This is a genomic window from Umezawaea sp. (genome assembly GCF_057122925.1).
Map to the genome: position 1 here is coordinate 1 of NZ_DBNGPQ010000012.1, position 14,700 is coordinate 14,700.

The following is a 14,700-nucleotide window of genomic DNA, read 5'->3' on the forward strand; positions in this document are numbered from 1 at the left end:
CGCGTTCATCAAATCCATCCGCGGCTCCGACGTGGACGCCGCGCTGCACTACCTGGCCAGGATGATCAGCGCGGGCGAGGACCCGCGGTTCATCGCGCGCAGGCTGGTGGTGCACGCCAGCGAGGACATCGGCATGGCCGACCCGATGGCGCTCCTGGTCGCGACGGCCGCCCAGTCGGCGGTGCAGACGATCGGCCTGCCGGAGTGCGCGCTGAACCTCGCGCAGGCCGCCATCCACCTCGCCACGGCCCCGAAGTCGAACGCCGTGACCACCGCGATCGGCGCGGCGGTGGCCGACGTGCGCGCGGGCGCGACGGGCGCGGTCCCTGCCCACCTGCGGGACGGCCACTACGCGGGAGCGGCGAAGCTCGGCAACGCTCAGGGCTACCGGTACCCGCACGACGTGGCCGGGGGCGTGCTCACCCAGCAGTACCCGCCGGACGACCTGGTGGGCCGCGACTACTACGAGCCGACCCAGCGCGGTGCCGAGCGCGTGCTGGCCGAGCGCCTGCCGAAGCTGCGCAGGGTCGTGCGCGGCGAGGAGTGAAAATCGGGTGACCGCGGTGGCGGGAGCCGGCACCGTGGCGCCGTGAACCCCGCACCCCGCAACGGCCACGCCTACCTCGACTTCAACTCCCCGATGTCGGACGCGCGCGCCTACGGCCTGATCACCACCCTGCAACCGCTGGCGGGCAGGACGGTCGTCGACTTCGGCTGCGGCTGGGCCGAGCTGCTGCTGCGCGTCCTGGAGACCGAGCCGACCGCGCGCGGGCTCGGCGTGGACGAGGACGACTCGGGGGTGCGCCGGGGCAGGGCCAACGCGGAGAAGCGCGGCCTCCAGGAGCACGTGCGGCTCGACCTGGCGAACGTGACCACCTGGGAGGCGCCGCCCGCGGACGTCGCCATCTCCATCGGGGCCAGCCACGCCTGGGGCGACACGCGCAAGACCCTCGAAGCCATGCGGGAGCGGATCAGGCCCGGTGGGACGCTGCTGCTGGGCGACGCCTTCTGGGAGAGGCCGCCCACCGCCGACGTCCTGGCCCGCCTCGACGCGACGCCGGAGGACTACGGCTCGCTCGCGGAGCTGGTCGACCTCGCCATGGCCACCGGGTACCGCCTCCTGTCGCTCGCCACCGCCAACCTCGACGAGTGGGACAGCTTCGAGTCGCGCTGGTGCGCCGGTCGCGAGCGCTGGCTGCTGGAGAACCCCGACCACCCCGAGGCCGCCGAGGTCCGCTCGGTCGTCGACGCGCACCGCGACAACTGGCTGCACGGCTACCGCGGCCACCTCGGCTTCGCCTACCTCACGCTGGCACGTCGGTGACCGTCCTCCTGGAGACCGACCGCCTGGTGCTGCGGCGGTTCACCGAGTCCGATGTGGACAACCTGGTCCGGCTCGACGGCGACCCCGAGGTGATGCGCTTCATCACCGGCGGGCGGCCGACCTCGCGCGCCGACGTGGAGCGGGACCACCTGCCCGCGTACCTGGACCACCACGAGCGGTTCGAGGGGTTCGGCTTCTTCGCCGTCGAGGACGGGACCGGCGGCTTCCTCGGCTGGGTCCACTTCCGGGGGCGGCCGGACGACCCGCCAGGCCAGGTCGAGCTGGGCTACCGGCTGGTGAGGTCCGCGTGGGGGCGCGGGTACGCCACCGAGGCCTCGAAGGCGTTGGTGGACAAGGGGTTCGCCGAGTTGGGCGTGCAACGGGTGTACGCCGAGACCATGGTGGTCAACACCGGGTCGCGCCGGGTGATGGAGAAGTGCGGGCTCGAACGGGTCCGGATCTTCCACCAGGACTGGCCGGACGTGATCGAGGGCGGCGAGCACGGCGACGTCGAGTACGCGATCACCAGGGCGCGCTGGGAGGCCCAGCGGTCGGCGGGCAGCGGCTGACGCGGGTCCCACGCCGTCCCGGTCGCGACGCCCGCGGGCGGTGGCGGACAACGCTTCCGGCACCACCCGGTCGGCCTGCGCGGCGGTGGTGCCTCGACCGGATCGCCCGCGGCCCGACGCGGGTGCCCGGCCGGTGCGAGGTGCCGCCGTCGAACGGCGCCCCCACGACGTCCGCGTAGGCGTGGCTCGCCGGGTCGTCGAGGTCGCACCGGTCGACGCCGAGGAACGTGGCGTCCGGACCGCGGAGCGCCGTGCTCTCCCCCTAACGGGAGTGGATCATCAACAGGGCCACCTTGCCCGGCAGCAGGACCTCGCCGACCGGCTCGAACCCGCCCGCGTGGAACGACGCGATGGCGCGCTTGTTGCGCACGTCCGGCTCCATCAGCACGCGGGTGCAGCGGGGGTCGGCCTCGAACAGCGCCTCGGTCAGGACCGGCAGCACGGACCGGACCAGGCCGCGGTCGGTCAGCGCCAGGTCGCCGACGGCGACGTGCACGCCGATGTCGTGCGGCGCCGCGCGGTAGCAGCGGGCCACCTGGTCGCGGGCCGCCCGGTAGATCTCCAGGTACATCATCGGCGTCCCGTCGCGCCCGACCAGGCACGGCAGCGAGTGCACGCCCGCCAGCTGCGCCCGCAGCTCCCGCTCCCACAGCTCCCGCGACCACGCCTGCTGCCAGAACGCCGCGACGTGCGGCGACTGCATCCACCGGTGCACCAGTTCGAGGTCGAACGTGTCCGGGTCGACGGCGCGGGCGGTCCACCCAGCGGTCAGGTCGGGCAGCGGGGGAGCGGGCACGCCGACCAGGTCGGCGTCCTCCGGCGGACGGTTCGCACCGGGCCTCGACACGGCCCGGTAGTCGTCCAGGTTGGTCACCGGCCGCACCGGTCCTCCAGTCCGCTGTAACGATCACTTCACTGCCGGTGACCACGCTAGTCGGAGCAACGGCGATCCAATCGGGTCCATTCGGGGGACGCACGCTAACCTTGGGGCCCTTCCACACCGTGAATTCCCCCAGGAGGATCCGTGTCGCCAGGGCAGATCGCCGCGCTGGTAGCAGCAGGCGCTTTCGTGCTGCTCGTGCTGCTGCTGGCGATTCCGTTGATCAAGCTCGGTAGGACGTTGGACGAGGCGACGATCGCGATCCGCAAGGCGCACGAGAACACCGACCCGCTGTTCACCGAGGCCAACCAGACGTTGACCCACGTGAACACGCAGTTGGAGCGCGTCGACGGCATCACCGCGAACGCCCGAGCGGTCACCGGGAACGTCTCCGCGCTCACCTCGCTCTTCACCGCCACCCTCGGCGGACCGCTGGTCAAGGCAGCAGCGCTGTCGTACGGCGTCAGCAAGGCGGTCCGCGCGCGCCGCAAGGCCGCCGAGACCCCCAACAAGCACGCCCGCCGCAGGCCGCGTGGAGGCAAGCGATGAGCCGCCTCTTCTGGTTCGCCGCGGGCGCCGCGGCAGGCGTGTTCGCCGTCCGCAAGGTCGGCCAGGTGACCCACCAGGTCACCCCGCAGGGCATCGGCGAGAACGTCGGCAACGGGCTCCGCGAACTGGCCGGTGCGCTGGGCTCCTTCGGGGCCGAGGTGCGCGCGGGCATGGCCGAGCGCGAGGACGAGCTGAAGGAGAGCGTCGAGCGCCAGACCGGGTACACCCCCGGCCGGTACTCGACCGAGCCCGCCCGTCGCGGCTCCGGCGCGCGAGCGCGTCGGGCGGACGGCTGAGCCACCCCGCCGTCCGCCTTCCTCGCGCCCTCCGACCGCACCACCCCTGAAGGACACCGCCGTGCAGACCCACGAGATCATCAAGCGCTTCCGCGACCACTTCGAGCGCGCGGGCCACACCGTCGTGCCCAGCGCCTCGCTGCTGCTGGACGACCCCAACCTGCTGTTCGTCAACGCGGGCATGGTGCCGTTCAAGCCGTACTTCCTCGGCGAGGCCCCCGCGCCGTACAAGCGGGCCACCAGCGTCCAGAAGTGCGTGCGCACCGGTGACATCGAAGAGGTCGGCAAGACGACCCGGCACCTGACGTTCTTCCAGATGGCGGGCAACTTCTCGTTCGGCGACTACTTCAAGGAAGACGCCATCCGGCTGGCCTGGGAGCTGATCACCAAGTCCCAGTCCGACGGCGGCTACGGCTTCGACCCCGAGCGCCTGTGGGCGACGGTCTACCACGACGACGACGAGGCGTTCGACCTCTGGCAGAAGGTCGCGGGCCTGCCGCCGGAGCGCATCCAGCGCCGCGGCATCGAGGACAACTACTGGTCGATGGGCGTTCCCGGCCCGTGCGGCCCGTGCTCGGAGATCTACTACGACCGCGGTCCCGAGTTCGGCCAGGAGGGTGGCCCCGTCGTTGACGAGGACCGCTACCTGGAGATCTGGAACCTGGTCTTCATGCAGAACGAGCGCGGACCGGGTGGCGCGAAGAAGGACTACCCGATCCTCGGTGAGCTGCCTGCGAAGAACATCGACACCGGCATGGGCGTCGAGCGGGTCGCGTTCCTGCTCCAGGGCGTGGACAACGTCTACGAGACCGACCTGGTGCGCGCGGTCATCAGCAAGGCCGAGGAGCTGTCCGGTCGCGAGTACGGCGCCGACAAGGTCGACGACGTCCGCTTCCGCGTCATCGCGGACCACGCCCGCAGCAGCGTCCTGCTGGTCGGCGACGGCGTCACCCCCGGCAACGAGGCCCGCGGCTACGTCCTGCGCCGCCTGCTGCGCCGCATCGTCCGCTCCTCGCGCCTGCTGGGCGTGACCGAGCCGGTGCTGCCGGTCTTCGCCGAGGTCGTCCGCGACACCATGGGCCAGGCCTACCCCGAGCTGGTCGAGAACTTCGTCCGCATCCAGCAGATCATGCGCGCCGAGGAGGACACCTTCCTCCAGACGCTCGCCGCCGGGTCGCGGATCTTCGAGAACGCCGCCGACGCGATCAAGGCCGACGGCCGCGCGACGCTGCCGGGCGACAAGGCGTTCCAGCTGCACGACACGTACGGCTTCCCGATCGACCTGACCCTGGAGATGGCGTCCGAGGCGGGCCTCACGGTCGACGAGGACGGCTTCCGCAAGCTGATGGCCGAGCAGCGCGCCCGCGCCAAGGCCGACGCGGCGGGCAAGAAGACCGGCCACGGCGACCAGACGGTCTACCGCGAGCTGCTCGACCTCGGCGCGACCGAGTTCGTCGGCTACACCGACCTCGCCGCCGAGGCGACCGTGCGCGGCATCGTCCGCGAGGGCGCTCGGGTCGGGTCCGCCCGCGAGGGCGACATCGTCGAGGTCGTGCTCGACCGCACGCCCCTGTACGCCGAGTCCGGCGGCCAGGAGAGCGACGCGGGCGTGATCGTGTCCGACGGCGCCGAGCTGGAGGTCGTCGACGTCCAGAAGGTCGCCCGCAAGCTGTGGGTGCACCAGGTGCGCGTGGTCAGCGGCGAGATCGCCGAGGGCCAGCACGTCGAGGCGCGCGTGGACCCCGAGTGGCGCACGGGGGCCCGGCAGGGCCACTCGGGCACGCACGTCGTGCACGCCGCCCTGCGGCAGGTGCTCGGCCCGTCCGCGTTGCAGAGCGGCTCGTACAACAAGCCCGGCTACCTGCGGCTCGACTTCGCGTGGACCGGCGGTCTGTCCGAGGAGACCCGCAGCGAGATCGAGGAGGTCTCGAACCTCGCGGTCCGCAAGGACCTCCCGGTCCAGGTGGTCTACACCGACATGAACGGCGCCCAGGAGCTCGGCGCGGTCGCCCTGTTCGGCGAGACCTACGACGAGACCGTCCGGGTCGTGGAGATCGGCGGCCCGTGGTCGCGCGAGCTCTGCGGTGGCACGCACGTCGAGCACTCGTCCCAGATCGGCCCGATCACGCTGCTCGGCGAGTCGTCCGTCGGCTCCGGCGTGCGCCGCATCGAGGCCTACGTGGGCATCGAGGCGTTCCGCTACCTGGCCCAGGAGCGGGCGCTGGTGCAGAACGTCGCCGGCCTGCTCAAGGTGCCGAACGCCGAGGTCCCCGGCCGCGTCGAGGCGCTGGTGGAGCGCCTGCGCGCGGCCGAGAAGGAGCTGGAGCGCCTGCGCGGCGCCCAGCTGCTCTCCTCCGCCGGTCAGCTCGCCGACAGCGCCCTGGACGTCCGGGGCGTGGCCCTGGTCGCTCTCGCGCTGCCTGAGGGCACCTCAGGGGCCGACCTGCGCACGCTGGGCTCCGAGGTGCGCAACCGCCTCGGCTCCAGGGCGGGCGTCGTGGCGCTGTTCGCGCCGGACGGTCCCAAGGCCAGCTTCGTCGTGGCGACCACCGCCGCGGCCCGTGACCTGGGCCTGGCCGCAGGCAAGCTCGTGCCCTCGTTCGCGCCCGCCCTCGGTGGCCGCGGCGGCGGCAAGCCCGACCTGGCGCAGGGCGGCGGCACCGACCCGTCCGGCATCCCGGCCGCCATCACGGCGCTGCGCGCCGAACTCGATCGCGCGGTCGAATCCCGTTGACCAGCCCCGATCGACCCGGCGTCGACGACCCCGGCCGTGGCAGGCGGCTCGCCGTCGACGTCGGGTCCGTTCGGGTGGGGGTCGCGATCAGCGATCCCACTCCCTTCCTCGCCACCCCACTCGCTACGCTGGTGCGTGACGAAAAGGGCGGCGGGGACCTGACGGAACTCGCCGGCCTCGTCGTCGAGCACGACGTGGTCGAGGTCGTGGTCGGCCTGCCAAGGACGCTGGCCGGACGGCACGGACCGGCGGCCGAGACGGCGTCCGCGTACGCTGCGGCTCTGGCCGAACGGATCGCACCGGTCCCGGTGCGGCTCACCGACGAACGGTTGACGACGGTCGTCGCGAGTCGTGTACTGGCGCAGAGCGGTGTGCGGGGCAAGAAGCAACGTGCCGTTGTGGACCAGGCGGCTGCGGTGGAGATCCTGCAGTCCTGGCTCGACGCACGCGCGCGATTCGTGGCCCGGTCCGCCCAGGAGGATCGAGCCCCCGGAGCGAAGGACAGCACGTGAGCGACGACCTCGGGTTGTTCACCGAACCTGACGTGCACTCGGAAGACCAGCAGCGCCGCCCGAGAGGCAAGGCGGCGGCGGCCGCCCGGCGCGCCAAGGTCAGGCGCAAGCGCACGGTCCTGTGGACCGTCGTGGCACTGGTGCTCGCCCTCGGCGGTGTGGGCGCCTACTACGGCTACCAGACGCTGATGGGCATCGGCTCGTACGAGGACTTCGAGGGCACGGGCGAGACCGACGTCGTGATCGAGGTCAAGGACGGCGACCCGGTCACCGCCATCGCGGCGACGCTGAAGGACCAGGGCGTCACGGCGAGTTCCCGCGCCTTCACCGAGGCGGGCAAGACCGATGCCCGCCTGACCGGCATCCAACCGGGCTTCTACCTGATGAAGACCAAGATGTCCGGCTCGGCCGCGGTCGCCCGCATGCTCGACAAGAGCACGAAGATCACGCCGCTGGAGGTCAAGGGCGGCAACGTGCTGCACGACATCGCCGGTGGTGACGGCAAGGTCACCAAGGGCATCCTCTCGATGCTCTCCGAGGCGAGCTGCCTCGAACTGGACGGCGTGAAGAAGTGCGTCACCCCCGAGGAGCTGCGCACGGCCGCGGAGACCGCCGACCCGGTCGCCCTCGGCGTGCCGGACTGGGCGCTGCCCGACGTGAACAGCGCCGAGAAGGCGCACCGCCTCGAAGGCCTCATCGCTCCCGGCCTCTACCAGCTCAAACCCGGTGCCACCGCCGTGGAGCTGCTGAACAGCGTCATCACGACGTCCGTGACGCGGCTCCAGAGCTACGGCGTCGTCGCGGGCGGCAAGGAGACCGGCTACCGGCCGTACGACATCCTGAAGATCGCCTCCCTGGTGGAGAAGGAGGGCCTCACCAAGGACTTCGGCAAGGTGTCGCGGGTCATCTACAACCGCCTGGCCATCAACAAGATCCTGGAGTTCGACTCGACGGTCAACTACAAGTTGGACAAGCCGAACATCAGGACCAGCGACTCGGACCGCGAAGCCGCGGGCCCGTACAACACCTACTCCTCCGAGTCGGAGGGGCTGACGCCGACGCCCATCGGCTCGCCCAGTCGGGAAGCCGTCGAGGCCGCCATCAACCCCGAGCCGGGCAAGTGGTTGTTCTTCGTGAAGTGCCAGAAGGACGGCACGTCCTGCTTCAACGAAACCTTCCCGGAGCACGAGAAGACCGTCGCCAAGGCGATCCAGGAAGGCGTCTTCTAAGCCCATGCCGTCCCGCGCCGCCGTCATCGGTTCGCCGGTGTCGCACTCGCTGTCGCCCGTCCTGCACGCCGCCGCCTACGCGGCGCTGGGCCTCGACTGGACGTACTCGCGGATCGAGTGCGACGAAGCCGGTGTGCCCGCGCTGGTCGCGGGTCTCGACGACTCGTGGACCGGTCTGTCCGTCACGATGCCGGGCAAGCGCGCCGCGCTGGCCGTGGCCACCTCGGTGACCGAGCGGGCGGCCGTGGTCGGCGCGGCCAACACGCTGGTGCGCGTGCCGGACGGGTGGCGGGCTGACTGCACCGATGTGGACGGTGTCATCGGAGCGCTCCGGCACGCGGGCGGTTTTTCCGGTGGCACCAGGGGGTTGCTGCTCGGCGCGGGTGGCACGGCCACCGCGGCGCTCGCCGCGTTCGCCGCACTGGGACTGTCCGAAGTGGACCTCGTGGTCCGCGATCCCGCCCGCACGGTCGAAGCCGTCGCCTGCGCGTCCCGCCTCGGTCTGGGCCTGTCGCTGGTCGCGTGGTCCGCCGCCGACTTCGCCGCGCTGGCCTCGTCGGCGGACGTGCTGGTGAGCACCGTGCCGCCGTCGGCGACCGGGCCCGTGGCCGCGTCGCTGGCGAAGGCGCCGTGCCTGCTGGACGTCATCTACCACCCGTGGCCCACCCCGCTGGGCGTCGCGGTCCTGGAGCAGGGCCGCACGATGGCCACGGGCCTGGACATGCTGCTGCACCAGGCCTTCGGGCAGGTCGAGCAGTTCACCGGCCTGGCCGCCCCCCGCGAGGCCATGCGCGAGGCGCTGAGCACCGCCACCGGCGACGTGCTGCCCCTGCCGATCGCCTGAGCGACCGGCAGGGGCCCGCCTCACGGCAGGGGCGTGGCGTAGATGATCCGCTTCGTGTCGTGCTCGGTGACCGTCCACAGCTCGCCGCGGCCGGGCCAGTACGACAGGTCCTCGACGCCGATGGCCACGTCGCGTTCCGGACTGCCCGCTTCCAGCACCCCGGCGCTCGCCTTGCTGGCGGTCTGGAGGTGACCGGGGCCGGTCGTGCCGCCGCCGGTGCTGTTGAGGTACCAGAGACCTGACGTCGACACCGCGCCCTGCACCCTCGGCTTGATCAGCCGGAGCGCCTCACTGGCCTGCCAGTGGCCGCCCGAGTTGGTGAGCGGTTCGCCGGTGTCCTGGTTCATCGGCCACCGCGCGACCCGCCCGTTGAGGTTCGGGTCGTTCTGGTCCGCGCAGTACTCGCCGGTGGTGATGGAGTGCGGGCTGGTGCTGCGGTCCAGCGAGATGTAGGAGAACTTCTGCGGGCCGGACGCGAGGCACTTGTAGTCCGCGGGGAACGACGCGAGGCCACCGGGGTTCGTCCAGCCGGAGATCTGCGGCATCACGTAGCGGTAGCCGTAGCTGTAGTACGTGCCGTCCTGCCTGCCGACCTTGTCGGAGTCGGTGACGTTGCCGTTCGCGGCGGACTTGATGTCGAAGATGTAGCGCATGTCGAACACCCGGACGCCGCGGTTGGTGTCGGCCAGGTACAGGTAGTTGCCGTACCAGACGATGCCGCCCGCGTGCACGCTGCCGCCGTTGCCCGCCTGGGGCGCGGTCACCGCCTCGTAGGAGGGGTTGCCGGAGCCGTTGACGTACGGGTAGGCGAGCAGCACGTGCTGGTAGTTGCCCGTGTCGCGGTCCAGGAAGGAGACCCGCACACCCTTGGCGGGCGAGGATTCCTTGTTGTACCAGCTGACCAGCATGGGCCGCTTGTCACCCCAGAGCTGGTCGGCCTGCGCGTCGGCGACCGTCGTCACGCCCTGCGGCACCCAGAGCGTGGTGTTGACGTCGCCCGCGGTGAAGCAGAACTTGCCCAGCAGGGGGAGGGACAGCGTGTTCAGCGCGGGGGAGGTGCAGGCGTCGCCCTTGGGCGCGTCGTCGCGGTTCGCCTGGGCCAGGATGTTCTGCACGCCCAGCTTGGGCAGCTCCTGGTCCAGGTCGTTGACGACGAGGCCCTGGGCGAGGTTGGACGGCACCAGGCGGAAGTCCGCCACGGAGGGCGCGGTGACCGCCGCCACCGCGGTGCCGGGCGTGACCACGGCCAACGTGGACGCCGCCAGCGCCGCGGACGCGGCGAGCAGGGACAGCGCGTTCCTGTTCCTCAATCGTTCTCCTCGAATAGGGGTCGGAGGTCGCCCGACCTCCCCGCACCCTAGTGAGGCCCGCCGGCGCGCGGCGCGCGCTGTGGCCGGAACCACGAGGAGCCCGTGCGTCCGAAGTGGACGCACGGGCTCCTCGGTGGTGCGGCTCGGGCGAATCAGCCCTCGTCGAGATCCGTGGCGATGATCTCCGCGATGGCCTCCAGCGCGGCGTCCGCGCCTTCGCCGTCCGCGGACAGCACCACTTCGTCGCCGTGCATCGCGCCGAGTGTCATCAGGCCGAGCACGCTCGCGGCCTCCACGGGCTGGCCGTCGTCCTTGCGGATGGTGACCTTGACCGGCTGACCGGCGGCAGCTTTCGCCAGCAGTGCCGCAGGCCGGGCGTGGAGTCCGACCTTGCTCGCCACGGTGACCCGTCGCTCAGGCATGATCCGTCCTTTCCTTGGTGCTCCCAGGGGGAGTCAGTCCCTCAGCGGCTTGCCGGAGGTCGTGGAGGTCTCGGAGGAGGTGACGACGCTGGGGTCGGCCTCCGGGTCCTCGTCGTCCTCGCGGCCGGGGGTCTTCAGGTTCCACTTGGTGATGACGAAGCGGAACAGGAAGTAGTAGATCGCCGCGTAGACCAGGCCCATGACGATGAGCAGGTACGGCTTGGTGGCGATGTTCCAGTTCAGGATGAAGTCGATCGCACCGGCCGAGAACGAGAAGCCGTCGTGGATGCCCAGCGCGTTGGCGATGGCCAGCGAGGTGCCGGTCAGGACCGCGTGGATCAGGTACAGCGGCCACGCCACGAACATGAACGCGAACTCGAGCGGCTCGGTGACACCCGTGATGAACGAGGTCAGGGCCGCGGAGCCCATGATGCCCGCGATGATCTTCTTCTGCGACGGCTTGGCGGTCTGCCAGATGGCGAACGCCGCGGCGGGCAGGGCGAACATGAAGATCGGGAAGAAGCCGGTCTGGAAGGTGCCCGCGGTGGGGTCGCCCGCGAGGAAGCGGGGGATGTCACCGGTCTTGCCCTCGTACTCGCCGAAGACCTGCCACACGAAGGTGTTCGGGATGTGGTGCAGGCCGAGCGGGATGAGCAGGCGGTTGACCGTGCCGTAGATGCCCGCGCCGATGATCGTGCTGCCCGCCACGGCGTCGCCGAAGGCGGTCAGACCCTTGTCGAACAGCGGGTACAGCAGGCCGAGCACGACGCCGATGAGGATCATGACGCCCGCGACCAGGATCGGCACGAAGCGGCGGCCACCGAAGAAGGCGAGGTACGGGGGCAGCTTGATGCGGTAGTACCGCTGCCACAGGGCCGCTGTCACGAGACCGACGATGATGCCGGTCAACACCCGGTAGTCGATCAGTTCCTGCTTCGCCGTGGCGGGTGCGTCCGCCGCGAGCGGGAGCACGAACGGCGACATCGCCTTGAACACGCCCTGCACGACGACGAAGCCGACGACGGCCGCGAGAGCGGTCGAACCGTCACCACGTCGCGCGAAACCGATCGCCACACCGACCGCGAACAGCAGCGGCAGGTTGGCGAACACGGCGTCACCGGCTGCGCCGATGACCGCGGCCACCTTGTTCCAGCCCAGACCGTCCTTGCCGAGCAAGTCGTCTTGGCCGAGTCGCAACAACAGACCTGCCGCTGGCAGCGCGGCGATCGGCAGCATGAGGCTGCGACCGAAGCGCTGGAGAGCGGCAAGTCCCTTGATCTCGCGACCGCCGGTCGCCTGTGGGGCGCTGGCGCTCATCGGGTACCTCCCTTGGCGGAGTGCGGGCCGGAATCCGGGACGGTCCGGTCCAACTGCATAGTTACCTGGTAGAGATCGCCCCGGTACCAGGAAGTCATGTCCTCGACCGGTCTGCCCAGCGAGCTGGCGACGCGGCGGAAGACGAGGAGCGAGCTGCCCTTGCGGACGCCGAGCAGCTTCGCGGTCTCGGTGTCGGCGCTCTCGGCCCACACCGTCTGCTTGGCGTGGTCGAGCTGCACGCCGTAGTTGTTCGCGATCAACGTGTAGAGCGACGTCGACAGGTCGTGGCGGCGGAGGTCCGGCACCATCCTCGGGTTGTACCAACCGCGCTCGACGGCGAGCGGGACGCCGTCCGCGCGGCGCAGACGGACCAGTCGGTACGCGCGCTCCCGCACGGGCAGGTCGAGCGCGGTCGCCGCGGCCTCCGGCGGGACCGCCTCGTCGAGGCCCAGCACCTCGGTGGCGGGGGTCATGCCGCGCTTGCGCATGTCGTCGGTGAAGGACTCCAGGTAGAGCTGCACGTCCAGCCTGCGGCGGGCGGTGAACGTGCCGCGGCCCTTCGCCCTGGTGAGCAGGCCCTCGGCCACCAGTTGGCCCACCGCGGCGCGCACGGTGATGCGCGACACCTGGTAGCGGTCGGCCAGGTCCCGTTCGGACGGGATCGGCGAACCGGGCGGGAGTTCCTGCTCGGCGAGGCGGCGCAGGATGTCGCGCAGCTGGGCGTGCTTGGGCTTCGGACCGTCGACGATCCTCGTCGGTGTCTCCCGCTCACCCATGTGCACCTCCCCGCTCTCGCCTGTGGTCGACCTCATTGGTACTTTCCGGTCTAGACCAGTTTGTGCGGGGAGAATGCTCTCCGTGCGGAGCGGGTGTCAACCGCCGTTACGTGACCGTGGCCAAGCGGTGTCACCAGTCGAGAGAGGACACGAAGTGGCTGACGAGAAGGCGGAGAAGATCCTCGCTGCGCTCGGCGGGGCGTCGAACATCATCGAGATCGAACCGTGCATCACCCGGCTGCGGTGCGAGCTGGAGGACGGTTCGGTCGTCGACGAGAAGGCGCTCAAGGCCTTGGGGGCGCACGGGGTCATGCGTTCGGGCAACGTCGTGCAGGTCATCGTCGGGCCGGAGGCGGACACGATCGCCAGCGACATCGAGGACCTCCTGTGACGCTCAGCGTGGGCAGCCCGGTCGCGGGCCGGGTCGTCTCCCTCGCCGAGGTGCCCGACCCGGTCTTCGCGCAGGCGATGGTAGGGCCCGGCATCGCGGTGGAGCCGGACAGGGTCGCCGCGGACGTCGTGTCCCCGGTGGACGGCACGGTCGTGACGCTGCACCCGCACGCGTTCGTCGTGGCCACCGAGGGCGGCGCGGGCGTGCTCGTGCACCTCGGCATCGACACCGTGAAGCGCAAGGGCGAGGGCTTCACGGTGCACGTCGTGAAGGGTGAGACCGTGCGCGCGGGCCAGCCCATCGTGAGCTGGGACCCGGCCGAGGTCGAGGCGGCCGGGTTCGCGCCCATCTGCCCCGTCGTCGCGCTGGACGCCCCGGCGGACTCGCTCGGTGACCTCTCGGAGGGGTCCACGGTCGCCGTGGGCGACCAGCTCTTCTCCTGGCAGCGCTGACCTCGCGCGGGTGTCCTCCGACGCGGTGAGCGTCGAATGGGCACCCGCGCGACGTCGTCCGGTCACGGGTCGTGGGTCGCGCCGAACGCACGGCCCGAGCCCGCCGGTCTGCCGGACTCGCGTCGGTGTGCCGGACCTGCGTCGTTGCGTCGGACCTGCGCCGGTCTGCCGGACCCGCACCGGTCCGCCAGCCAGCATCGGTCTCCGGGCCCGCGCAGGTCTGTCGGACCTGCGTCTGTCCACCAGGCCCGCATCGGTCCACCGTGCCCGGCGTCGATCCTCCGGGTCGGCGTTGATCCTCCGGGCCGGCATCGGTCTGCCGGATCCACGTCGGTCTAGCGGATCCGCACCGGTCCGCAGGTGTCCCGCGCGACGTGGTCGCGGTGCTGTGCCGCGACTCGGTCCAGCACGTGCACCCACCCCCCGGCCGGTTCACCCGTCCGGGTCCGTGTGAAAGGTCCGTTCGGCGGTGCTCGTCCTTGTGCCCAGGGGACCACCCGCCGGATCGTTGACCCGTGCACTGGACGGTCTTGGGATTCCTGGCAGGAGCCGCAGGCGCGTGGCTGCTCCGCCGCCTGCGCCGCGGGGCGGTCGTGCCCTGGCTGTGGTGCGCGGTCCCGAACTCGGTCCTGTGGACCGTCGCCGGGCTCCGCCACCCCCCGCCGCACTGGCTCGCGGTGACGCTCGCGCTCGGCTGGCTCGCCGTCGTGCTGACCGCGACCGACGTGCTCCACCGCCGATTGCCCGACGCGCTCACGCTGCCCGCGTACCCGGTCCTGGCGGTGCTCCTCGTGCCCGCGGGGCTCGACACGGGAGTGCGGGCGCTCGCGTGCGGCCTGCTCTTCGGGCTCGGGCACCTCGTCGTCCGGCTCCTGTCGCCCGGCGCGCTCGGCGGTGGCGACGTGAAGCTCGCCGTGCCGCTGGGAGCGGTGCTCGGGGCGGTCTCGTACGGGGCCCTGGCACTGGGTGCCGTCCTGGCTTCCGTCCTGTCCCTGCTGGTCGGGCTCACGCGTCCGGGTGGCGGTATTCCGCACGGGCCGGGCCTGCTGGCCTCGACCTGGCTGTTAGCGGTGTTCTCACTGTGAAAGGATTCGT

General features: G+C 71.3%; 18 protein-coding genes. 12 read left to right on the forward strand and 6 right to left on the reverse strand.

The features are described from left to right. The 3 genes from AC156L_RS01825 to AC156L_RS01835 all read left to right on the forward strand — a co-directional run. The coding region (locus tag AC156L_RS01825; protein ID WP_484406522.1) for an AAA family ATPase at positions 1 to 547 on the forward strand (547 nt) is incomplete at its 5' end. A 42-nt stretch (positions 548 to 589) separates the two neighbouring features. Beyond that, positions 590 to 1,324, forward strand: coding sequence for an SAM-dependent methyltransferase (locus tag AC156L_RS01830; protein WP_330882232.1), 735 nt, complete (start codon positions 590 to 592; stop codon positions 1,322 to 1,324). Continuing rightward, positions 1,321 to 1,893 carry a GNAT family N-acetyltransferase gene (locus AC156L_RS01835; RefSeq protein WP_330882234.1) on the forward strand — a complete coding sequence of 191 codons (573 nt, stop codon included), beginning with the start codon at positions 1,321 to 1,323 and terminating at the stop codon, positions 1,891 to 1,893. The genes AC156L_RS01830 and AC156L_RS01835 overlap by 4 nt, the downstream gene beginning before the upstream one ends. Here the strand turns inward: AC156L_RS01835 and AC156L_RS01840 are convergent. Together AC156L_RS01840 and AC156L_RS01845 are read right to left on the reverse strand one after the other, a co-directional pair. Then, positions 1,847 to 2,059 (reverse strand): arginase family protein, encoded by a 213-nt coding sequence (locus tag AC156L_RS01840; protein WP_330882236.1) that lies wholly within the window; start codon positions 2,057 to 2,059, stop codon positions 1,847 to 1,849. The genes AC156L_RS01835 and AC156L_RS01840 overlap by 47 nt on opposite strands. Before the next feature lie 96 nt (positions 2,060 to 2,155). Then, positions 2,156 to 2,767, reverse strand: a complete 612-nt coding sequence (locus tag AC156L_RS01845) for a GNAT family N-acetyltransferase (RefSeq protein ID WP_330882238.1) — start codon at positions 2,765 to 2,767, stop codon at positions 2,156 to 2,158. Positions 2,768 to 2,917: 150 nt separating this feature from the next. On the opposite strand from AC156L_RS01845, the gene AC156L_RS01850 reads away from it, so the two are divergent. The 6 genes from AC156L_RS01850 to AC156L_RS01875 all read left to right on the forward strand — a co-directional run bounded on the left by AC156L_RS01850 (position 2,918) and on the right by AC156L_RS01875 (position 8,937). Next, on the forward strand, positions 2,918 to 3,322 hold the full coding sequence (locus AC156L_RS01850) for a DUF948 domain-containing protein (RefSeq protein ID WP_330882240.1): 405 nt from the start codon (positions 2,918 to 2,920) through the stop codon (positions 3,320 to 3,322). Then, positions 3,319 to 3,618, forward strand: a complete 300-nt coding sequence (locus AC156L_RS01855; protein WP_330882242.1) for a hypothetical protein — start codon at positions 3,319 to 3,321, stop codon at positions 3,616 to 3,618. The genes AC156L_RS01850 and AC156L_RS01855 overlap by 4 nt, the downstream gene beginning before the upstream one ends. 61 nt (positions 3,619 to 3,679) lie before the next feature. Continuing rightward, a complete protein-coding gene (gene alaS, locus AC156L_RS01860) occupies positions 3,680 to 6,352 on the forward strand; it encodes an alanine--tRNA ligase (protein ID WP_330882244.1) in 2,673 nt (890 codons plus the stop codon). After that, positions 6,349 to 6,864, forward strand: a complete 516-nt coding sequence (gene ruvX / locus AC156L_RS01865; RefSeq protein ID WP_330882246.1) for a Holliday junction resolvase RuvX — start codon at positions 6,349 to 6,351, stop codon at positions 6,862 to 6,864. Before alaS ends, ruvX begins: the two co-directional genes overlap by 4 nt. Further along, on the forward strand, positions 6,861 to 8,093 hold the full coding sequence (gene mltG, locus AC156L_RS01870; protein ID WP_330882248.1) for an endolytic transglycosylase MltG: 1,233 nt from the start codon (positions 6,861 to 6,863) through the stop codon (positions 8,091 to 8,093). The genes ruvX and mltG overlap by 4 nt, the downstream gene beginning before the upstream one ends. 4 nt (positions 8,094 to 8,097) lie before the next feature. Continuing rightward, entirely contained in the window at positions 8,098 to 8,937 is an 840-nt protein-coding gene (locus AC156L_RS01875; protein WP_330882251.1) for a shikimate dehydrogenase, read from the forward strand. Between the two features lie 20 nt (positions 8,938 to 8,957). Here AC156L_RS01875 and AC156L_RS01880 read toward each other — a convergent pair whose 3' ends face one another. The 4 genes from AC156L_RS01880 to AC156L_RS01895 all read right to left on the reverse strand — a co-directional run bounded on the left by AC156L_RS01880 (position 8,958) and on the right by AC156L_RS01895 (position 12,762). After that, complete coding sequence (locus AC156L_RS01880; RefSeq protein ID WP_330882253.1) at positions 8,958 to 10,247, reverse strand: hypothetical protein; 1,290 nt, start codon at positions 10,245 to 10,247, stop codon at positions 8,958 to 8,960. A 152-nt stretch (positions 10,248 to 10,399) separates the two neighbouring features. Then, positions 10,400 to 10,669: an HPr family phosphocarrier protein gene (locus tag AC156L_RS01885; RefSeq protein ID WP_259626918.1), complete on the reverse strand. Its 270-nt coding sequence runs from the start codon at positions 10,667 to 10,669 to the stop codon at positions 10,400 to 10,402. 33 nt (positions 10,670 to 10,702) lie between these two features. Next, on the reverse strand, positions 10,703 to 11,986 hold the full coding sequence (locus AC156L_RS01890) for a PTS transporter subunit EIIC (protein WP_330882257.1): 1,284 nt from the start codon (positions 11,984 to 11,986) through the stop codon (positions 10,703 to 10,705). Next, a complete protein-coding gene (locus AC156L_RS01895) occupies positions 11,983 to 12,762 on the reverse strand; it encodes a GntR family transcriptional regulator (RefSeq protein ID WP_330882259.1) in 780 nt (259 codons plus the stop codon). The genes AC156L_RS01890 and AC156L_RS01895 overlap by 4 nt, the downstream gene beginning before the upstream one ends. Positions 12,763 to 12,916: 154 nt before the next feature. Here AC156L_RS01895 and AC156L_RS01900 point away from each other — a divergent pair, with 154 nt between their 5' ends. From AC156L_RS01900 to AC156L_RS01910, 3 genes are all read left to right on the forward strand, one after another. After that, entirely contained in the window at positions 12,917 to 13,153 is a 237-nt protein-coding gene (locus tag AC156L_RS01900) for a PTS sugar transporter subunit IIB (protein ID WP_330882261.1), read from the forward strand. Beyond that, a complete protein-coding gene (locus AC156L_RS01905; RefSeq protein WP_484406524.1) occupies positions 13,150 to 13,605 on the forward strand; it encodes a PTS sugar transporter subunit IIA in 456 nt (151 codons plus the stop codon). Before AC156L_RS01900 ends, AC156L_RS01905 begins: the two co-directional genes overlap by 4 nt. Before the next feature lie 530 nt (positions 13,606 to 14,135). Then, entirely contained in the window at positions 14,136 to 14,690 is a 555-nt protein-coding gene (locus tag AC156L_RS01910) for a prepilin peptidase (protein WP_484406525.1), read from the forward strand. Positions 14,691 to 14,700 lie beyond the last annotated feature (10 nt).

Bases quoted from the DNA above. Each gene is read 5' to 3' on its own strand.
- AC156L_RS01875 (WP_330882251.1), top strand. From the start codon at position 8,098: ATGCCGTCCCGCGCCGCCGTCATCGGTTCGCCGGTGTCGCACTCGCTG.
- AC156L_RS01855 (WP_330882242.1), top strand. From the start codon at position 3,319: ATGAGCCGCCTCTTCTGGTTCGCCGCGGGCGCCGCGGCAGGCGTGTTC.
- AC156L_RS01890 (WP_330882257.1), bottom strand. From the start codon at position 11,986: ATGAGCGCCAGCGCCCCACAGGCGACCGGCGGTCGCGAGATCAAGGGA.
- AC156L_RS01895 (WP_330882259.1), bottom strand. From the start codon at position 12,762: ATGGGTGAGCGGGAGACACCGACGAGGATCGTCGACGGTCCGAAGCCC.
- AC156L_RS01885 (WP_259626918.1), bottom strand. From the start codon at position 10,669: ATGCCTGAGCGACGGGTCACCGTGGCGAGCAAGGTCGGACTCCACGCC.